The following is an 18,238-nucleotide window of genomic DNA, read 5'->3' on the forward strand; positions in this document are numbered from 1 at the left end:
CCGGGTCAACTGTACAGTTCGGAGAATTTCCTTTGAAATTTATTGGGTAAACGTGAGTTCGAGTGCAAAACACACGTAAAGGACAGGCGGTTCTCAGGGAATTCCCAGGTAGCACGGAGGCGCCCCGCGCGGATCGCGCCGGGCGCCTCGGCCGACTCCCCGGTGACTACTCCTTGCGGAGCATCGCGTCGACCACCCGGGCGGAGGCCTTGCCGTCGTCCAGGTCGCAGTACGCCTCGCGGAACGCGGCCGCCTTGTCCGCGTGCTCGGCCGCGACCTCGTCCACCCGGGAGAGCGCGTCGACCAGCGCCTCGGAGGTGGGCAGCAGCGGGCCGGGCGCCTCGGCCTCGAAGTTCAGGCTGAAGCCGCGCAGGTTGTCGCGGTAGTGCTCCAGGTCGTGGGTGAAGAAGAGCATCGGCTTGCCGGTGGCGGCGAAGTCGAAGACGCTCGACGAGTAGTCGGTGACCAGCACGTCGGCGATCAGCAGCAGCTCCGTCATGTCGGGGTAGCTGCCGACGTCCCAGATGTAGCCGTTGCCGGCGCCCGGGATCTGGCCGCACATCATGTTGTGCCGGCGCACCAGCAGCACCTGGTCGTCGCCGAGCGCGGCCTTGGCCGCCTCCAGGTCGATCCGCAGGTCGATCTGGTAGCCGCCGTTCGGCCGGCGACGGTCCTCGCGCCAGGTCGGCGCGTACAGCACGACCTTCTTGCCCTCGGGCAGGCCGAGCCGTTCGCGGACCTGCTCGGCCGTCTTCTCCCGGTCGGCCGCGAAGAGGAGGTCGTTCCGGGGCGAACCGCTCTCCAGGATCTCGCCCTGGTAATCGAAGGCGCGCCGCAGGACGGGGGCGGACCAGCTGTTGCCGGCCACCAGCAGGCTCCAGTTCGGGACCTCGCGGGCCAGGCCCTTGAGGTAGTTCGAATTGGTGAACCAGACCTTCTCGAAGTCGAAGCCGATCTGCTTCAGCGGGCTGCCCTGCCAGGTCTGGACGACCACCTGGCCGGGCCGGCGGACGAAGAAGTCGGGCAGGTGGGTGCTGGTGACGATGTACTTGGCGGTCGCCAGCGCCTCGAACCACTCCGGGCTCCAGAGCCGGATCGTCTGCGCGGTGCGCGGCAGGTCGGCCTGCATGTCGTCGCTGCCCCACAGGTGCTCCAGCGGCAGGCCGCGGCGGACCAGCTCCTCGTGGATCGCCCTGGGCGAGCCGGCGTACACGCTGCCGTACCCGGCGTTGTACAGCACCGTGTCGCGCACCGGCAGCCGGCGGGCGGCCGGGTAGTCGACGGTGCGCAGCTGGCGCTGGCGGAAGCCGGACCGCTCCTCCGGCAGCAGCGCCGAGTGCGACTCCAGCGACAGGCAGTCGTGGTAGCGGCGCTCCAGCACGATCCGCTTGCCGCGGGACTGCACCTCCACCGGCAGCGCGCCGAAGCAGGCCGGGGAGATCTGCACGTGGCTGTCCGGCAGGGAGGTGGCCTCCTCGCCGACCGGACGGAAGAAGACCCGCCAGGTGCCGGCGGAGAGCGGGACCTGACCGGCGAAGGTGGCGGTCGGCACGGCGGGCAGCGCGGCGCGGAAGCGGCCGTCCGCGATCTCCACCGGGTAGACGTGCTCCTCCTCGCGCCAGTGGTGCCGGACCACCAGCTCCCAGCGGTGCGCGCCGGGCAGCGGGAACGAGCCGCTCAGCAGGAAGCCGTCGGCGCCGCGCGCCGACACCTCGTCCACCACCGGCTGCAGCAGCTGGTCGGAGAACTGGAGGTGGCCGCTCGGCGAGGGCTTGGTGTAGATCGCCCGGCGCCGGTCGGCGGGCGCCTGCGGGTTCAGCGGCAGGTGCAGCTGCTCGGGGGCGTTGCGGTCGTCCCAGACCAGCGGCAGGGCGGTGCCGTCGGCCAGCAGCAGCGCGCTGTTCCAGCGGTCGCGGACGCGCTCGGCGGCCACCGGGTCCAGCTCGGCCCAGGCCTCGCGGACGGCGGTCATCTCGGCCACCTCGACGGAGGAGGTGAACGGCTGCAGCGAGCCGACCGGAGCACCCAGCTCCAGCGGGAAGGTCAGCTCGCGGTCCGACTCGACGTGGGTCAGCCGCAGCCGGGCCCCGGCGAAGCTCGCACCGGAGCGCGCCGCGCCGGAGACCTCCACCCGGTCGCCGTGCGCGGCCAGGCCGGTCACCCGGGCCTTGACGGTCTGCACCTGGATGTAGACGAAGCCGTCCCGGACCCAGGGCACGATCCGCACGTCCGGCTCGACCCAGTGCAGCGGGATCGATTCGGCGGTGTCGCTCCAGCCCGCCGAGATCCGGCCCTTGTAGATCCCGCCCTTGCCGGCGCCGGCCACCAGGACGCGCCAGTGGCCGTCCTTCCACTGGCCGCGGTGCTTGAGCTTCTTCGGGTCGAGGGAGACGGAGAAGCCGGACCAGTCGCAGCTGTACAGGTCGTGGTTGCAGCTCGCGGTCGCCTCGGGGCTGTACTGGGTCTTCATCGGCACGGCCACCACCCGGCGGCCCTTGGACTCGCGCAGCACCAGGGTGCGGACCATGTCGTGCTTGTTCGCCGCACCCAGCTGCTCCGGGTACGCGTGCCCGGTCAGCCGCAGCTTCCCGCCCACCCAGGCGCTGTCGTACAGCCGGCTGCGCATGACCAGCGAGTTGTCCAGCTTCAGCACGTTGGACGGCACGCTCTTGCGCCCGCCGCGCAGGAACGGGTAGTCCGCGTACGGCCGCAGCAGACCGCGGGCCTGCACGCCGCCGCCGCTCTCGCCCTCGTACTTGATCTGCTCGACCAGCTCGTCCACCCGGTTCTGCAGGGTCAGGTGGTACTTCAGCCGCAGCGGCGCGCGCAGCTTGCGGACCTGCTCCTGGCCGATCGACCGGAGCAGCCGGCTGACGTGCTGGACGTAGGCGTCCCGGTAGTCCTTGTCGCCGTCCACGACGGACCAGAAGAACATCGGGATCTCCTCGACGAGGGTGTTCTCGTCGTAGGAGCGCAGGTACTCGGCGAAGCGCGGCTCGGTCTGCTTCTTCAGCCAGGCGCGGACCAGCTCGACCGAGGCGACCCGGTCGATCAGGCCCTTGGGGTTGGTGCGCATCTGGGTGATCGACATCTCGCCGACCTCGCGCTCGCGCCAGTGGTAGATCGGCTCGGAGAGCACGTCCACGCTCTTGGCGAGGTAGTGGTGCGGCACGCTGACCGGCGCGTCCTCGTACAGGATGCCCTCGGGGTAGAGCAGTCCGGCGGCGTCGAAGAAGGACCGGCGGTACACCTTGTTCCACGCGGTGCGGTCGGTGACCAGCGCCGGGATCTCGGTGATGTGGGTCTTGAGCCGGGTCTCCTTGAACGGCTTCGAGTGCCCGCCGGACTGGTAGTAGCCCACCGCCCGGAACCGCAGCACGTTGCCGGTGCAGAAGTCCGAGCCGGTCTCCTCCAGCGTGTTGATCATCAGCTCGTACGCGCTCGGCGGCATCGAGTCGTCGCTGTCCACGAAGCACAGGAACTCGGAGTCCGGGTCGATGTGCCGGATGCCGGTGTTGCGGGCCGCGCCGAGGCCCTTGTTCACCTGCCGGACCAGCCGGAACCGCGAGTCCTTCGCCGCGTACGCCTCGGCGAGCGCCGCGCTGTCGTCCTTCGAACCGTCGTCGACCATGACGCACTCGAAGTCCGTGAAGGTCTGGGCGGCGATCGAGTCGAGACATTCGACGAGGTAGCGCTCGACGTTGTAGATCGGAACGACGATGGAGAGGCGGGGAGCCATCGGCTACGCAGGCCTTTCTCGGGAGGAGCGTGGCAGCCCGCGAGGGGTCTGGCCGCACTTGGATCGGTGCGTACGTGCGCCCCGATCCTACCTTCCGGGGTTCGGCCCTCCCCGGGCCCACTACGCTGGCCCCCGTGCCCCGCTTCAGCGTCATCGTCCCCGTGTACCAGGTCCAGGACTACCTCACCGAGTGCCTCGAATCGGTCCTCGGCCAGGCCGGACCCGACTTCGAGCTGATCGCGGTGGACGACCGCTCGCCCGACGGCTGCGGCGCCCTGCTGGACGCGGCGGCCGCCGCCGACCCGCGGGTCCGGGTGCTGCACCTGGCGGAGAACGTCGGCCTCGGCCGGGCCCGCAACGCCGGCCTGGAGGTCGCCACCGGCGACTACGTCGTCTTCCTCGACAGCGACGACACCCTCACCCCCGACCTGCTGAAGGCCGTCGACGAGCGGCTCGCCGCCACCGGCGACCCGGACATCCTGGTCTACGACTACGCCCGCACCTACGCTGACGGCCGGATCACCCGGGCCGCCGCCGGCCACGTCTTCGGCGCCGCCTCCCCGGACGTCTTCGACCTCGCCGCCCGCCCCGACCTGCTCGACCTGCTCCAGGTCGTCTGGAACAAGGCCTACCGCCGCGGGTTCGTCACCGAGCAGCAGCTGGAGTTCCCGGCCGGCTACTACGAGGACACCCCCTGGACGTACCCGGCGCTGCTCGCCGCCGCCAGCATCACCCTGCTCGACCGGGTCGGCGTGCACTACCGCCAGCGCCAGGAGGGCGGCAACATCCTCGCCACCGCCAGCCGCAAGCACTTCGACGTGTTCGCCCAGTACGACCTGGTGTTCGCCTTCCTCGACCGCCGCCCCGACCTCGACGCCTGGCGCCCGGTCGTCTACGGGAAGATGCTGCACCACCTCAACACCGTGGTCGCCAAGCCCGGCCGGGTCCCGCCCGGCGACCGCCGCGAGTACTTCCGCCGCGCCGCCGCGCACTGCGCCCGGCTGCGCCCGGCCGGCTACCGCCCGCCGGCCGGCGTGGACGGCGTGCGCACCGAACTGCTCGGGCAGGGCCGCTACGCCGCGTACCAGGCCGTCCGCGCCCTCGCGAAGGCCCGCCGGCTCGTCAACCGGTAGGGCCCGCCCCCCGGCCCGGGTGTCCGGCCCGCGCCTGGCCGCCGTTCGGGGGACGGGCCGGTATAACCGGTCGGGTGGACTTCCTGACCCGCCTTCCGGTCCTGGGCCCGCTCGCGGCCCGGGCACTGCGCAGCCGCCCGTACCGGGTGTACGAGTACTTCGCCGCCGCCCGTGGCAACCGGCTGGCCGGAGCCGTCACCTTCTTCGGCTTCCTCGCCCTGTTCCCGCTGCTCACGGTGGGCCTGGCGATCGCCGTCGCGACGCTGGACGGCAGCCAGGTGGACGACCTGCAGCACCGCATCTCCGACCAGCTGCCCGGCTTGTCGGACGCGCTCAACCTGCCCTCCCTGGTGGCCAATGCGGGCACCCTCGGGCTGGTCAGCGGAGTCCTGCTGCTGGTCTCCGGGCTCGGCTGGGTGGACACCATGCGCACCTCGATCCGGGACCTCTGGCAGCTGCCCGAGGAGAAGGGCAACCTGGTGCTGCGCAAGGCCCGGGACGTCGTGGTGCTGGCCGGCCTCGGCCTGGTGTCGCTGCTCTCCATGGCCGCCTCCGCCGCCGGCACCACGCTCGCCGGGCGGATCGCCGACGCGATCGGCCTCGGCAGCGGCTACCTGCTGACCGGGGTCGGCGTGCTGATCGCCATAGCGTGCGACACGCTGCTCTTCGCCTACCTGCTGGCGCCCTTCCCCGGCATCACCGGCCAGCGCCGCCTGGACCTCGTGCGCGGCGCCCTGATCGGGGCCGTCGGCTTCGAGCTCCTGAAGCTGCTGCTCGCCTCCTACCTCGGCTCGGTCGCGGGGCGCAGCCTGTACGGCGCCTTCGCCACCCCGGTGGCGCTGCTGCTGTGGATCAACTTCGTCAGCCGGCTGCTGATGTACTGCGTGGCCTGGACGGCGACCGCCGACCCGGAGGCCGCCCGCGAGCGGACCAGGGCGCACGGCCGGGCGCTGCTGGCCGCGGCCGAGGAGAACTGACCCGCCCGCCCGCCTCCGGGCCCGGGCGATCAGCACTCGAAGTGGCCCCAGGTGCGGCGGCGGTTCGACACGCGGCGCCGGACGAGGGCCACGGCGCCCGCCACGACCACGACCCCGGCCGCCACGGCCGACCAGCCGACCGGGCCGAGCCCGCCGACCCCGTCCGACGCGGCGGCGGGGCGGTTCGTGGCGGCGTCGGCGTGCGGCGGCGGCGCGGGGGCGCCGGCGGTGCCGGTGGTGCCGCTCGCCTGGGCGGTCGGCTCCTTGCCGGCCGACTTCTCGTCGACCAGCCGGCCGACCGGCTGGACCTTGCCCGCCGCGGCGAAGCCCCAGTCCAGCAGCTCGGCCGTCTCGTCGTAGACCCGCTGGTAGCTGGCCGGGTGCATCACCGTCACCAGCAGGGTGCGGCCGTTCCGCTCGGCGGCGCCGACGAAGGTCGAGCCCGCGTTGGTGGTGGTGCCGTTCTTCACCCCGATCAGGCCGGGGTACTTGCCCAGCAGCCGGTCGGTGTTGGCGATCCCGAAGCTGCCGCGCCGGCCGGTGTTCTTGTCGAGGGCGCCCGGGAACATCGCCTCGCGGGTCGCGCAGTACATGCGGAAATCCGGGTTGCGCAGGCCGGCCCGGGCGAACAGCGACAGGTCGTAGGCCGAGGACACCTGGCCGTCCATGTCGTAGCCGTCCGGGGATATCACCCTGGTGTCCCAGGCCTGGAGGGCCTCGGCCCGGTCCTGCATCTCGTTGACGGTCCGCCGGATACCCCCGTTCATGAACGACAGGACGTGCACGGCGTCGTTGCCCGAGCTCAGGAACACCCCCCGCCACAGGTCCTCGACCCGGTAGTCCAGGTTCTCCTTGATGCCGACCAGGCTGCTGCCGGGGCCGATGTTCTGGATCTCCTCGTCGGCGACCCGGTGCACCGTGTTGCGGTCGAACTTCGGCAGCACGGTGTCCGCGAAGAGGATCTTCAGGGTGCTCGCCGGAGGCAGCCGCAGGTGCGGGTTGTACGCCGCCAGGACTTCGCCCGAGGCGGCGTCGGAGACTATCCAGGACTGGCCGGTGAGGTCCGTGGGCAAGGCCGGGGCGCCGGCCAGCGGATTGACCTGGACACCGGGGAGCCCGAGCCGCTCACCGCCGACCGCGGTCGACGGAGGCGGTATCTGCGGGGCCGCGACCGCCGCCGGGGCGGCGAGCAGAACCGGGAGGGCCGCGGCGACCGCGGCGCACAGCGCGAGGGAATGACGGTGTGTGAGCACCAGCTGACCGTACCCACGGCGACGCGGTGTCGTGCGCCACACCGTACGGGTCCCCCGCACGAGGGGCCCGGCTTGGGCCGATCGGCGGCCCGCGCATACTGGGGAGGCACACCGCCTCCACATCCACCCCGCCGAGGACCGCCCGATGAAGCTCAGCCGCCGCACCTCCTGGTTCCTGACCGCCTTCGGCGTCTGGTCGATCATGATCTGGACGACCTTCGTCAAGAACCTGTGGAAGGACTCCGGCGGCCAGGCCTTCGTGAACGGCGACCACTCCCAGCCGACCGCCTTCTTCTGGATCCACCTGCTGCTGGCGATCACGTCCTTCGTCCTCGGCATCGCCGTCGGCACCGTCGGCCTCCGCGGCCTGCGCGCCGCCCGCCGCGGACCGGCCACGGACTGACCGCTCAAGGCCCCGTCCTTATCCCGTTGCCGCTGTCGGCCCCCACTGGAAAGATCCTCACCGCTCGCACGCGCGTACCGGACGCGCTGCTCACAAGGGGTGGGGATCTCCATGACACTTTCGCGCGCCCGCAGACTCGGCGGGGTGGCCGCGGCCGTCCTCGCGGTCGGGCTGCTCACCGCGCCCGTCGCCTCGGCCGTCCCCGGCGCGGCGGTCACCGACCCGAAGGCGCTGCCCGCCCCGGGCTTCGCCGCCACCGGTCTGCACACCGACGCCTGCGACGACTCCACCGCCCCCGGCTGGCTGGGCGTGGCCAACCCCGTCCTGACCGTCGCCGCCTCCTCGCCACAGGTGCGCTTCAAGGTCTGGGACGACTCGACCCCGGCGCACGACAAGATCGCCGACAGCACCGCGGAGGTCACCGCCGGAGCGGCCGAGCTGGCCACCGCCGACCTGGTGGACGGCCACAGCTACTCCTGGCAGGCCTGGCCCGAGTACTCCCCGGGCAGCGGCAAGCCCGCTCCGGCCTGCCACTTCAAGGTCGACCTCACCCGGCCGGGCCTGTCCGTCTCCTCCACCGACTTTCCGGCGAGCGGCTCCGGCAGCACGCCCGCCAAGTACGCGGGCGAGAACGGCGTCTTCACCCTCACCGGCACCGACTCGGGCTCCGGCGTGGCCTGCTACCAGTACGCGCTGAACGGCACCCTCGGCGTCGGCTGGGACTGCGCCTCCGGTCACACCGTGAAGGCCGGCGCGGACGGCACCGCCCAGCTCACCCTGAAGCCCAAGGACTGGGGCACCAACACCCTGACCGTCCAGGCCATGGACAACGCCGGCAACGTCGGCCAGCCGGTCACCTACAGCTTCTACGCACCGTGGGACCCGCGGCCCAAGCCGGCCGTCCCGGGCGACGTCGACGGTGACGGCGTGCCGGACATCCTGCTCCCGGACGCCCAGGGCAACCTGCAGGTCATCAGCGCCGACGCCGCGGCCACCACCCCGTCTTCGACCCTCCCGGCCGCGCTCTCGCCGCTGCACGCCGGCTGGCAGGACGACCAGGTGCTGCACCGCGGCTGGGCCCCGGTCCACGCCCCCGGCGACGACCTGCTGGTGCACCCCAAGGGCAACCCGGGCTTCCTCTACTCCTACGCGAACAACCACCAGGGCGACTTCAGCCAGCAGTCCCCGACCCTGGTCCGCAAGCCCGCGTCGACCCAGTGCGTCGACGCGGCCGGGGCCGCGACCCCCTGCCCGTCGGACTATTCCGCCGACTGGTCCACCTCCGACCAGCTGGTCGCCCTCGGATCCGCCGCCGAGCCGTCCGCCCCGGTGCTGCTCTCGGTCGAGCACGGCAAGCTGTACGCCTACCACCCGAGCTTCCGCGGCTACGCGAGCGCCCAGCCCATCGCCACCACCGGTGACTGGAGCGGCTACGACCTGATCGCCCCCGGCGCGGACGCCTCCGGCAACCTCACCCTGTGGGCCCGCGAGCGTGCCAACGGCGCCCTGCACGCCTACCCGATCGCCGAGCAGACCTACAACGTGCTGGACTTCTCCGCCCTCGCCGACCCCTCGGCGAACGTGGTCGCCACCGGCTTCACCACCGCCGCCTACCCGACCCTGGGTAGCTCCGGCGACGGCAACGGGGACGGCAAGCCCGATCTGTGGGCCGTCACCGCCGACCGGCACCTGGTGATCTTCAGCGGCTGGACCGCCCCGAAGGACCTCGGCGCCCTGCGCTAGGAAACCGCGGAGGCCCCGTCCGATCGGTCGATCGGGCGGGGCCTCCGGTGTGTCAGGCGGGGATCAGAAGCGGCGGGTGACCAGCGCCCGCTTCACTTCCTGGATCGCCTTGGTGACCTCGATGCCACGCGGGCAGGCCTCCGAGCAGTTGAAGGTGGTGCGGCAGCGCCACACGCCCTCACGGTCGTTGAGGATCTCCAGGCGCTGCTCGGCACCCTCGTCGCGCGAGTCGAAGATGAAGCGGTGCGCGTTGACGATGGCGGCCGGGCCGAAGTACTGGCCGTCGTTCCAGAACACCGGGCAGGACGACGTGCACGCGGCGCACAGGATGCACTTGGTGGTGTCGTCGAAGCGCTCGCGGTCCTCGGCGGACTGCAGGCGCTCGCGCGTCGGTTCGTTCCCCTTGGTGATGAGGAACGGCATGACGTCCTTGTACGCCTGGAAGAACGGGTCCATGTCCACGACCAGGTCCTTGAGGACCGTCAGGCCCTTGATGGCCTCGATCGTGATCGGCTTCTCCGGGTTGACGTCCTTGATCAGGGTCTTGCACGCCAGCCGGTTGCGGCCGTTGATCCGCATGGCGTCGGAGCCGCAGATGCCGTGCGCGCAGGAACGGCGGTAGGTGAGGGTGCCGTCCTGCTCCCACTTGATCTTGTTGAGCGCGTCCAGGACGCGCTCCTTCGGGTCCAGCGTCAGCTGGTAGTCGACCCACACCGGGTCCGGGTGCTCCTCCGGGTTGAACCGGCGGATCCGGAAGGTGACGGTGATCAGCTCGATACCACCGGCCTCGGCCGCGTCCAGAGCGGCCGAGTGCTCCACAGTCGGAGTGCTCATCAGTACTTACGCTCCATCGGCTGGTAGCGGGTCGTGACGACCGGCTTGTAGTCGAGGCGGATGGAGGTGCTGCCGTCGGCGGCGACCTCCTGGTACGCCATGGTGTGCTGCATGAACTTCACGTCGTCACGGGTCGGGAAGTCCTCGCGGTAGTGACCGCCGCGGGACTCCTCGCGGGCCAGCGCGGAGACGGCCAGCACCTCGGCCAGGTCGAGCAGGTTGCCCAGCTCGATGGCCTCCAGGAGGTCCGTGTTGTAGCGGAAGCCCTTGTCCTGGATGGAGACGTTCTTGTAGCGCTCCTTCAGCGCGGCGATGTCCTCGACCGCCTGCTTCAGGGTGGCGCCGGTGCGGTACACCATCGCGTTGGCGTCCATGGTCTCCTGCAGCTCCTTGCGGATCTGCCCCACGGACTCGGTGCCGGTCGACTCGCGCAGCTTCTCGACCATGCCCTGGACCAGCTCTTCCGGGTTCTCCGGCAGCGGGACGAACTCGTTCGCGTTGGCGTAGTCGGCGGCGGCGATGCCCGCGCGACGGCCGAACACGTTGATGTCCAGCAGGGAGTTGGTGCCCAGGCGGTTGGCGCCGTGCACGGACACGCAGGCGACCTCGCCGGCCGCGTACAGGCCGGGGACGACGTCGGTGTTGTTGCGCAGGACCTCACCCTCGACGTTGGTCGGGATGCCGCCCATGGCGTAGTGCGCGGTGGGCTGGATCGGGATCGGGTCCGTGTAGGGCTCGATGCCGAGGTAGGTGCGCGCGAACTCGGTGATGTCCGGCAGCTTGGCGTCCAGCTGCTCCGGCGGCAGGTGGGTCAGGTCCAGGTAGACGTGGTCGCCCTCGGGACCGCAACCGCGGCCCTCGCGGATCTCGGTGTAGATCGCGCGGGAGCAGACGTCACGGGACGCGAGGTCCTTCATGACCGGGGCGTAGCGCTCCATGAAGCGCTCGCCGTCCTTGTTGCGCAGGATGCCGCCCTCGCCGCGGGCGCCCTCGGTGAGCAGGATGCCCATGCGCCAGATGCCCGTCGGGTGGAACTGGAAGAACTCCATGTCCTCCAGCGGCAGACCGCGGCGGTAGGCCACGGCCTGGCCGTCACCGGTGAGGGTGTGGGCGTTCGAGGAGACCTTGAACATCTTGCCGGTGCCGCCGGAGGCGAACACGACGGCCTTGGCCTGGAAGACGTGGATCTCGCCGGTGGCCAGCTCGTAGGCGACGACGCCGGCCGTCTTGCCCTCGTTGATCAGCAGGTCGAGGACGTAGAACTCGTTGAAGAACTCGACGCCGTGCTTGACGCAGTTCTGGAACAGCGTCTGGAGGATCATGTGGCCGGTGCGGTCGGCCGCGTAGCACGAGCGGCGGACCGGGGCCTCGCCGTGGTTGCGGGAGTGACCGCCGAAGCGGCGCTGGTCGATCCGGCCCTGCTCGGTGCGGGAGAAGGGCAGACCCATCTTCTCCAGGTCGAGGACGGCGTCGATGGCCTCCTTGCACATGATCTCGGCGGCGTCCTGGTCGACCAGGTAGTCACCACCCTTGACCGTGTCGAAGGTGTGCCACTCCCAGTTGTCCTCCTCGACGTTCGCCAGGGCGGCGCACATGCCGCCCTGGGCCGCGCCGGTGTGGGACCGGGTCGGGTAGAGCTTGGTCAGGACGGCGGTGCGGCTGCGCTGCGTCGACTCGATGGCCGCGCGCATGCCGGCGCCGCCGGCGCCGACGATGACGGTGTCGTACTGGTGAATCTGCATGGGGGGTTAACTCGCCTCTGGCCTCTGCCGATGGTCGATGGTGCTCGCGGCTCAGATGTTGGGGTCGAAGGTGAAGATCACCAGGGTGCCGAGCAGCACGGTGAAGACCGTGGCGGTACCCATGAGCCCCTTGAGCCAGAGCCGGGTCGAGTCCTTCTCGGCGTAGTCGTTGATGACCTGACGCATGCCGTTGGCGCCGTGGAGCATGGCGAGCCAGAGCATGAGGAGGTCCCAGCCCTGCCAGAACGGCGAGGCCCAGCGGCCGGCCACGAAGGCGAAGCCGATCTTGGAGACGCCGCCGTCCAGGATCAGCATGATCAGCAGGTGGCCGAGGATCAGCACGACCAGGACGACACCGGACAGGCGCATGAAGAGCCAGGCCAGCATCTCGAAGTTGGTGCGGGTGCGGCGCGGGGTCTTCCCCGTCCGCTTGCGCGGCGGCTCGATGACGAACGCGTCGGCCGGGTTGCCGGTGCCGAGGCCCTTGCCGGTGTGCGCCTGCTTCGAGGGGACGACGATGGCGTCGGAGTATTCCGTGGACATGGTCAGCTCACTTCCCGAACCAGGAGATCAGCGTGTGCTGCAGGATCCCGTAGAAGGAGCCGGCCATCAGGACGACCCAGACTCCGACGACGGTCCAGAGCATCTGCTTCTGGTACTTCGGGCCCTTGGACCAGAAGTCCACCGCGACGACGCGCAGGCCGTTGAGCGCGTGGAACAGGATGGCGGCCACCAGGCCGTACTCCATCAGGTTCACGAGCGGAGTCTTGTACGTCTGAATGACGGTGTCGTAGGACTCCGGCGACACTCGCACCAGTGCGGTGTCCAGGACGTGGGCGAACAGGAAGAAGAAGATGAGGACGCCGGTGACTCGATGAGCCACCCAGCTCCACATGCCTTCCCGGCCGCGGTACAGCGTTCCAGCCGGCACGGAAAAACCCTCCGGAAGCGATTGGGGGCTCGGCCGGCTTCGGTGTCGGTCAGCCCGGCCGGGTACGGTCCACCGGCCGCCAGCATCCTATCGACGCCTTGTCGGGAACCGCCTCCGGGGCCCCTATGTGTGATCAATCAGGCACTTCTGGCCTAGCGGGGCGGGAACCAAACCCGCCGTACTCACTGTGGGTGACGGCTCGGTGCGCTTTCGTAGCGGATTCCGGCCGCCGGTGCCCGGTCACGCCGGCGCCGCCGGACGAACGGGTCGTCCGGCGGCGCGGGGGCGGTGCGGCTCAGCGCGCCCCGGCCTCCGAATGGGTGGCGACCAGGTGCTCCAGTCGGGTGAGGGCGATCCGCCGGAGCTCGTCCGACGCGATCAGCCGCTCCTCGTCCGGGTCGTTGGCCAGCCGGGTGCGGATCGAGGAGAGCACGGTGTCGAGCATCTCCTCCGGGTCGACGCGGTCCAGGCAGACCACGAAGACGTGGCCGAACCGGGCCTCGTACGCGGCGTGGGCCGCCCGCAGCGCGGTGTGCGCGGCCTGGCTGCCCGGTGCGCGCATGCCCAGCAGTGGCTGCGGCATCCAGCTCTCGTCGGCCAGTGCCTCGGCGAGGTCGGCCGGGCGCAGGTCGTAGGAGGCCTCGCTGGCGGCGGCCAGCAGGGACTCTATGTCGGGGTAGGGGCGGTGTGCGGTGAGCCGCAGGGCCCAGCGGTGGCTGCCGCAGCAGGCCAGCAGGGCCTCCTCGGCGGCGCCGGCGTCCGCTTCGTTGAAGCGGTGCAACCCGAGGAGGGTCGGCTCGGTGCTGGCGTCGGGCCGCTGTGACGGGATGTCGCTGGCCAGCGGGTCCTCCTCGTGAGGGCGGGAAGGGGCCGGTGGGGGGTGGAGCAGCTGGAGTACGGGGGCTGCGGAGAGGCGTTCGACGCCGTTATGACAGCCCCTCAAAGGTAGTTGAGCGCTCATCAGTTGGGGAGGGCGCGCGCGGAATTCATCCGGACGAGCTATCAAGTTGTGACGTTGACACCTGCACGTCAGCGCCCTCCCGCCTTCGTCCGCCACGGATCCGCGACGGCTCAGTCGCAGCGGGTGCCCTCGGCCGGCAGGGTGCCGTCGGTCAGGTAGGCGGCCATGGCCCGGTCGGTGCAGGCGCTGCCCTTGCCGAAGGCTCCGTGGCCCTCGCCGACCCGGGTGAGCAGGGTCGCCCTGGCGAAGCCCTTGGCCAGCTTCTCGGCCGAGGCGTACGGGGTGGCCGGGTCGCCGGTGGTGCCGACCACCAGGATCGGGGCGGCGCCCTCGGCGCGGATGGTGTGCGGCTTCTCCTGGGTCTTGAACGGCCAGTAGGCGCAGCCCGGCTCGGAGTAGTCGTCCACCGTGACGCCCTTGGACAGCAGCGGCGCCTCGGCCAGCAGCCGGTCGACCGCCTGCCTGGCGTGCTCGGGGCTGGGCGCGGGACGGGCGGCGTCGGCGCAGCTGATCGCGCCGTTGGCCTCGTCCATCGGGCTGTAGTGGCCGTTCTCGTCGCGACCGTCGTAGTCGTCGGCGGCGGCCATCAGGTAGTCGCCCTTGTCGCGCATCATGGCCCAGCCGAGGCTGTTGCGCAGGTACTCCCAGGAGGTCTTCTCGTCGCCGTACAGCAGGGAGATGACGCCGGTCCAGGCCATGTCGCGGCCGAGCTTGCGGCCGTCCTTGGCGGTCAGCGGGTGGTCGTGGAGGCCGTCCAGGAAGTCCGCGGCCTTCTTGGCGGCCTTGGTCCGGTCCTTGCCGAGGGGGCACTCGTCGGCGTGGTTGTCCACGCAGTCGGCGGCGAAGCGCTCGAAGGACTTCTCGAAGCCGATCTGCTGGTCGACGCCGTGGTCCATGGTGTCCTGGGCCGGGTCGACGGCGCCGTCCAGGATCAGCCGGCCGGTGTTCTGCGGAAACTCCTCGGCGTACAGGGCGCCGAGGTAGGTGCCGTAGGAGATGCCGAGGTAGTTGAGCTTGCGGTCGCCGACGGCGGCGCGCAGCACGTCCAGGTCGCGGGCGGTGTTGCGGGTGCCGACGAAGGGGAGCAGCTTGCCGGACCTGGCCTGGCAGGCGGCGGCGTGGTCGGTGGCCTGCTTGACGTGGGCGGCCTTGCGCTCGGCGCGGTCGTCCGGGGCGTCCATCTGGTTGAGGGCGTCGAGCTGCTTGTCGTCGTAGCAGACCACCGGCGAGCTGTCGCCGGTGCCGCGCGGGTCGAAGCCGATGACGTCGAAGCGGGTGTGCAGGGTGCCCTCGAAGTCCTTGGCGCCGTACTTGACCATCTCGACGCCGGAGGCGCCGGGGCCGCCCGGGTTGACCATCAGCGAGCCGATCCGCTGGTCCTTGGCGGTCGCCGGGTACTTGATCAGCGCGAGGTCGATCGTGTCCCCGGCGGGGGCGGCGTAGTCGAGCGGGACGTGCAGCCTGCCGCACCGCATGCCGGAGACGTCGATCTTCGCCTTCTCGGCCCTGGGGTCGGCCGGGCAGTCCGCCCAGGTGATCTGCTGGCCGTAGAACGGCTTGAGCGCCGGGTCGGCCTCGCCCTTGGGCTTCGGGGTGGGGGTGGCCGAGGGGCTCGCAGCGGCCGGCGCGGTGGTGCCGGAGGCCCGGTCCTGGGCCGTCGGGGCGGAGTCGTCGCAGGCGGAGGTGAGCAGGAGGGCGCCTGCCGCCACGGCGGTCAGCAGGACCCGTGGGCGGGCGGCCCGGAAGATCGTCATCGCATGTGTGTACCACTCGTGTACGACGCGTGTTCGATCGGGGGTGCCCGGGCCGCTCCGCCGTGACGGGCTCCGGGTCAGCCGCGGTGGACCTTGTGGTTGGCGGCCTGCGCCCGCGGGCGGACCACCAGCAGGTCGATGTTGACGTGCGAGGGCCGGGTGACCGCCCACGCCACGGTGTCCGCGATGTCCTCGGAGGTCAGCGGCTCGGCCACGCCCGCGTACACGGCGGCGGCCTTCTCCTCGTCGCCGCGGAAGCGGGTGACCGCGAAGCCCTCGGACTTCACCATGCCGGGGGCGATCTCGATCACCCGGATCGGCTCCCCGCACAGCTCCAGCCGCAGCGTCGCGGCGATGGTGTGCGCGGCGTGCTTGGCCGCGACGTACCCGCCGCCGCCCTCGTACGCGGCCAGAGCGGCGGTCGAGGAGAGCACCAGCACGGTGCCGTCACCGGTGGCGCGCAGGGCGGGCAGCAGCGCCTGGGTCACGTGCAGCACGCCGAGCACGTTCACCTCGTACATGGCCCGCCAGTCGGCCGGGTCGCCGTGCTCGACGCTCTCCGCGCCGATCGCGCCGCCCGCGTTGTTCACCAGGACGTCCACCCGGCCGACCTCGGCCGCGAAGGCGTCCACGGCGGCCCGGTCGGTGACGTCCAGGGTGATCGCCCTGGCCGAACCGCCGCGCTCGCCGATCTCCTTGGCCAGTGCCTCGATCCGCTCGGTGCGGCGGGCGGTCAGCACCACCTCGAAGCCCTCGTCGGCCAGCCTGCGGGCGGTCGCCGCCCCGATCCCGCTGCTGGCACCGGTGACCACGGCCACCTTCTGCTCGGTCATTGCCACTCCCTGGGGCTCATCCGGTCGTTCACCCGATCATCTCAACCGCTTCTCGTGCGGTCGCCTCCGGGCGTTCCCGACCCGGCGCGCCCTTCGGCGCGGGGCGCGCCCACCGCCCGGCCCGGCCCTAGGTTGGGAGGGCCGATCGCCGATCCCGCGCCCCGTGGAGGACCGATGCCGCGCCCCGCCGAGTCAGCCCGTTCTTCGGAGTCGGGTTTCCCGATCGACCCGCTGTACGGCCCCGAGGCGCTGGCCGGCTGGGACCCGGACACCCGGCTGGGGCGGCCGGGGGAGTACCCGTACACCCGGGGCGTCCACCCGACGATGTACACCGGCCGGCCGTGGACGATGCGCCAGTACGCGGGATTCGGCACCGCCGCCGAGTCCAACGCCCGCTACCGCCAGCTGATCGCGGGCGGCGGCACCGGCCTCTCGGTGGCCTTCGACCTGCCCACCCAGATGGGCTACGACTCGGACGCCCCGCTCGCCGCCGGGGAGGTCGGCAAGGTGGGCGTGGCCGTGGACGGCGTCGAGGACATGGCGGTGCTCTTCGACGGAATCCCGCTGGACGGGGTGTCCACCTCGATGACCATCAACGCGCCCGCCGCCCTGCTCCTGCTGCTCTACCAGCTGGTCGGCGAGGCCCAGGGGGTGGCGCCCTCGGCGCTCACCGGCACGGTGCAGAACGACGTGCTGAAGGAGTACATCGCCCGCGGCACCTACATCTTCCCGCCGCAGCCCTCGCTGCGGCTGGTCGCGGACGTGTTCCGGTACTGCCGGGCCGAGATCCCGCGCTGGAACACCATCTCCATCTCCGGCTACCACATGGCCGAGGCGGGGGCCGATCCCGCGCAGGAGATCGCCTTCACCCTGGCCAACGGGATCGCCTACGTCCGGACCGCGCTCGCCGCCGGGATGGCCGTGGACGACTTCGCGCCCCGGCTCTCCTTCTTCTTCGTGGCCCGCACCACGCTCCTGGAGGAGGTCGCCAAGTTCCGCGCCGCCCGCCGGATCTGGGCGAGGATCATGCGGGAGGAGTTCGGCGCGCGGGACCCCCGCTCACAGATGCTGCGCTTCCACACCCAGACCGCCGGGGTGCAGCTGACCGCCCAGCAGCCCGAGGTGAACCTGGTCCGGGTCTCGGTCCAGGCGCTGGCCGCCGTGCTCGGCGGCACCCAGTCGCTGCACACCAACAGCTTCGACGAGGCGATCGCGCTGCCCACCGAGAAGGCCGCCCGGCTCGCCCTGCGCACCCAGCAGGTGCTCGCCCACGAGACCGACGTGACCGCCACGGTCGACCCCTTCGCCGGCTCCTACGCGGTCGAGTCGCTGACCGACGCCGTCGAGGCCGCCGCGCTGGCGCTGATGGCCCGGGTGGAGGAGCGGGGCGGTGCGGTGGCCGCGATCGAGCAGGGCTTCCAGAAGGGCGAGATCGAGCGCACCGCCTACCGCCTCCAGCAGGAGACCGACTCCGGAGAGCGCACGGTGGTCGGCGTCAACCGCTTCCGGCTGGACGAGGAGGAGCCGTACCAGCCGCTGCGGGTGGACCCGGCGATCGAGCGGCAGCAGGCCGAGCGGCTGGCCCGGCTGCGGGCCGAACGCTCCGCCACGGCCGTCACCCGGACACTGGACGCGCTGCGCCGTACGGCGGAGGGGCCGGAGAACGTGCTGTACCCGATGAAGGAGGCGCTGGCCGCCCGGGCGACCGTCGGCGAGGTCTGCGACGCGCTGCGCGGGGTGTGGGGCACCTACGCTCCGGTGGAGCGGTTCTGACCGCTCCCGAACGGCTCGGGGCGGTTCGGGAGCGACCCTGATCGGGCGTCAACCGCCCCCGCCCGTGGGGTCGCTGTCGGCCGTGACCACCGGCCCGGGGGATCGTTGCACAGATCAAGCAATCCGGGGAAGGCGGCTGAAACGAGATGTCATACCCACCTG

General features: G+C 71.4%; 14 protein-coding genes. 5 read left to right on the plus strand and 9 right to left on the minus strand.

Translation table 11 applies throughout. The annotated features are described in order from the left end of the window. Positions 1 to 166 precede the first annotated feature (166 nt). Complete coding sequence (locus ACIRVF_RS03120) at positions 167 to 3,739, minus strand: CDP-glycerol glycerophosphotransferase family protein (protein ID WP_402812778.1); 3,573 nt, start codon at positions 3,737 to 3,739, stop codon at positions 167 to 169. Positions 3,740 to 3,873: 134 nt separating this feature from the next. Between ACIRVF_RS03120 and ACIRVF_RS03125 the strand changes: the two genes are divergently transcribed. Further along, a complete protein-coding gene (locus ACIRVF_RS03125; RefSeq protein WP_402812781.1) occupies positions 3,874 to 4,872 on the plus strand; it encodes a glycosyltransferase family 2 protein in 999 nt (332 codons plus the stop codon). A 74-nt stretch (positions 4,873 to 4,946) separates the two neighbouring features. Further along, positions 4,947 to 5,849: a YihY/virulence factor BrkB family protein gene (locus ACIRVF_RS03130; RefSeq protein WP_402812784.1), complete on the plus strand. Its 903-nt coding sequence runs from the start codon at positions 4,947 to 4,949 to the stop codon at positions 5,847 to 5,849. Positions 5,850 to 5,878: 29 nt separating this feature from the next. Here the strand turns inward: ACIRVF_RS03130 and ACIRVF_RS03135 are convergent, their stop codons facing one another. After that, positions 5,879 to 7,102, minus strand: a complete 1,224-nt coding sequence (locus tag ACIRVF_RS03135; RefSeq protein WP_402812786.1) for a D-alanyl-D-alanine carboxypeptidase family protein — start codon at positions 7,100 to 7,102, stop codon at positions 5,879 to 5,881. 145 nt (positions 7,103 to 7,247) lie between these two features. Between ACIRVF_RS03135 and ACIRVF_RS03140 the strand changes: the two genes are divergently transcribed. Next, positions 7,248 to 7,505: an SCO4848 family membrane protein gene (locus tag ACIRVF_RS03140; protein ID WP_030280941.1), complete on the plus strand. Its 258-nt coding sequence runs from the start codon at positions 7,248 to 7,250 to the stop codon at positions 7,503 to 7,505. 111 nt (positions 7,506 to 7,616) lie between these two features. Beyond that, positions 7,617 to 9,248, plus strand: a complete 1,632-nt coding sequence (locus ACIRVF_RS03145; RefSeq protein ID WP_402812788.1) for a hypothetical protein — start codon at positions 7,617 to 7,619, stop codon at positions 9,246 to 9,248. Positions 9,249 to 9,311: 63 nt separating this feature from the next. Here ACIRVF_RS03145 and ACIRVF_RS03150 read toward each other — a convergent pair whose 3' ends face one another. From ACIRVF_RS03150 to ACIRVF_RS03180, 7 genes are all read right to left on the minus strand, one after another. Beyond that, entirely contained in the window at positions 9,312 to 10,082 is a 771-nt protein-coding gene (locus ACIRVF_RS03150) for a succinate dehydrogenase iron-sulfur subunit (RefSeq protein WP_402812791.1), read from the minus strand. Next, positions 10,082 to 11,824 (minus strand): succinate dehydrogenase flavoprotein subunit, encoded by a 1,743-nt coding sequence (gene sdhA / locus ACIRVF_RS03155; protein ID WP_402812793.1) that lies wholly within the window; start codon positions 11,822 to 11,824, stop codon positions 10,082 to 10,084. Before sdhA ends, ACIRVF_RS03150 begins: the two co-directional genes overlap by 1 nt. Positions 11,825 to 11,875: 51 nt before the next feature. Then, entirely contained in the window at positions 11,876 to 12,367 is a 492-nt protein-coding gene (gene sdhD, locus ACIRVF_RS03160) for a succinate dehydrogenase, hydrophobic membrane anchor protein (protein WP_402812795.1), read from the minus strand. Positions 12,368 to 12,374: 7 nt separating this feature from the next. After that, positions 12,375 to 12,755, minus strand: coding sequence for a succinate dehydrogenase, cytochrome b556 subunit (gene sdhC / locus ACIRVF_RS03165; RefSeq protein WP_033332398.1), 381 nt, complete (start codon positions 12,753 to 12,755; stop codon positions 12,375 to 12,377). A gap of 295 nt (positions 12,756 to 13,050) precedes the next feature. Further along, positions 13,051 to 13,536, minus strand: coding sequence for a 2-oxo-4-hydroxy-4-carboxy-5-ureidoimidazoline decarboxylase (locus ACIRVF_RS03170; protein WP_402812797.1), 486 nt, complete (start codon positions 13,534 to 13,536; stop codon positions 13,051 to 13,053). Between the two features lie 290 nt (positions 13,537 to 13,826). Beyond that, entirely contained in the window at positions 13,827 to 15,470 is a 1,644-nt protein-coding gene (locus ACIRVF_RS03175) for an alpha/beta hydrolase (RefSeq protein WP_402812799.1), read from the minus strand. Positions 15,471 to 15,547: 77 nt separating this feature from the next. After that, positions 15,548 to 16,303, minus strand: coding sequence for an SDR family oxidoreductase (locus ACIRVF_RS03180; RefSeq protein WP_402812801.1), 756 nt, complete (start codon positions 16,301 to 16,303; stop codon positions 15,548 to 15,550). 174 nt (positions 16,304 to 16,477) lie between these two features. Here ACIRVF_RS03180 and ACIRVF_RS03185 point away from each other — a divergent pair, with 174 nt between their 5' ends. Further along, on the plus strand, positions 16,478 to 18,076 hold the full coding sequence (locus tag ACIRVF_RS03185; RefSeq protein WP_402812803.1) for a methylmalonyl-CoA mutase: 1,599 nt from the start codon (positions 16,478 to 16,480) through the stop codon (positions 18,074 to 18,076). Positions 18,077 to 18,238: the final 162 nt, after the last annotated feature.

The sequence above is a fragment of the Kitasatospora sp. NPDC101157 genome (assembly GCF_044768255.1).
GTDB lineage: Bacteria > Actinomycetota > Actinomycetes > Streptomycetales > Streptomycetaceae > Kitasatospora.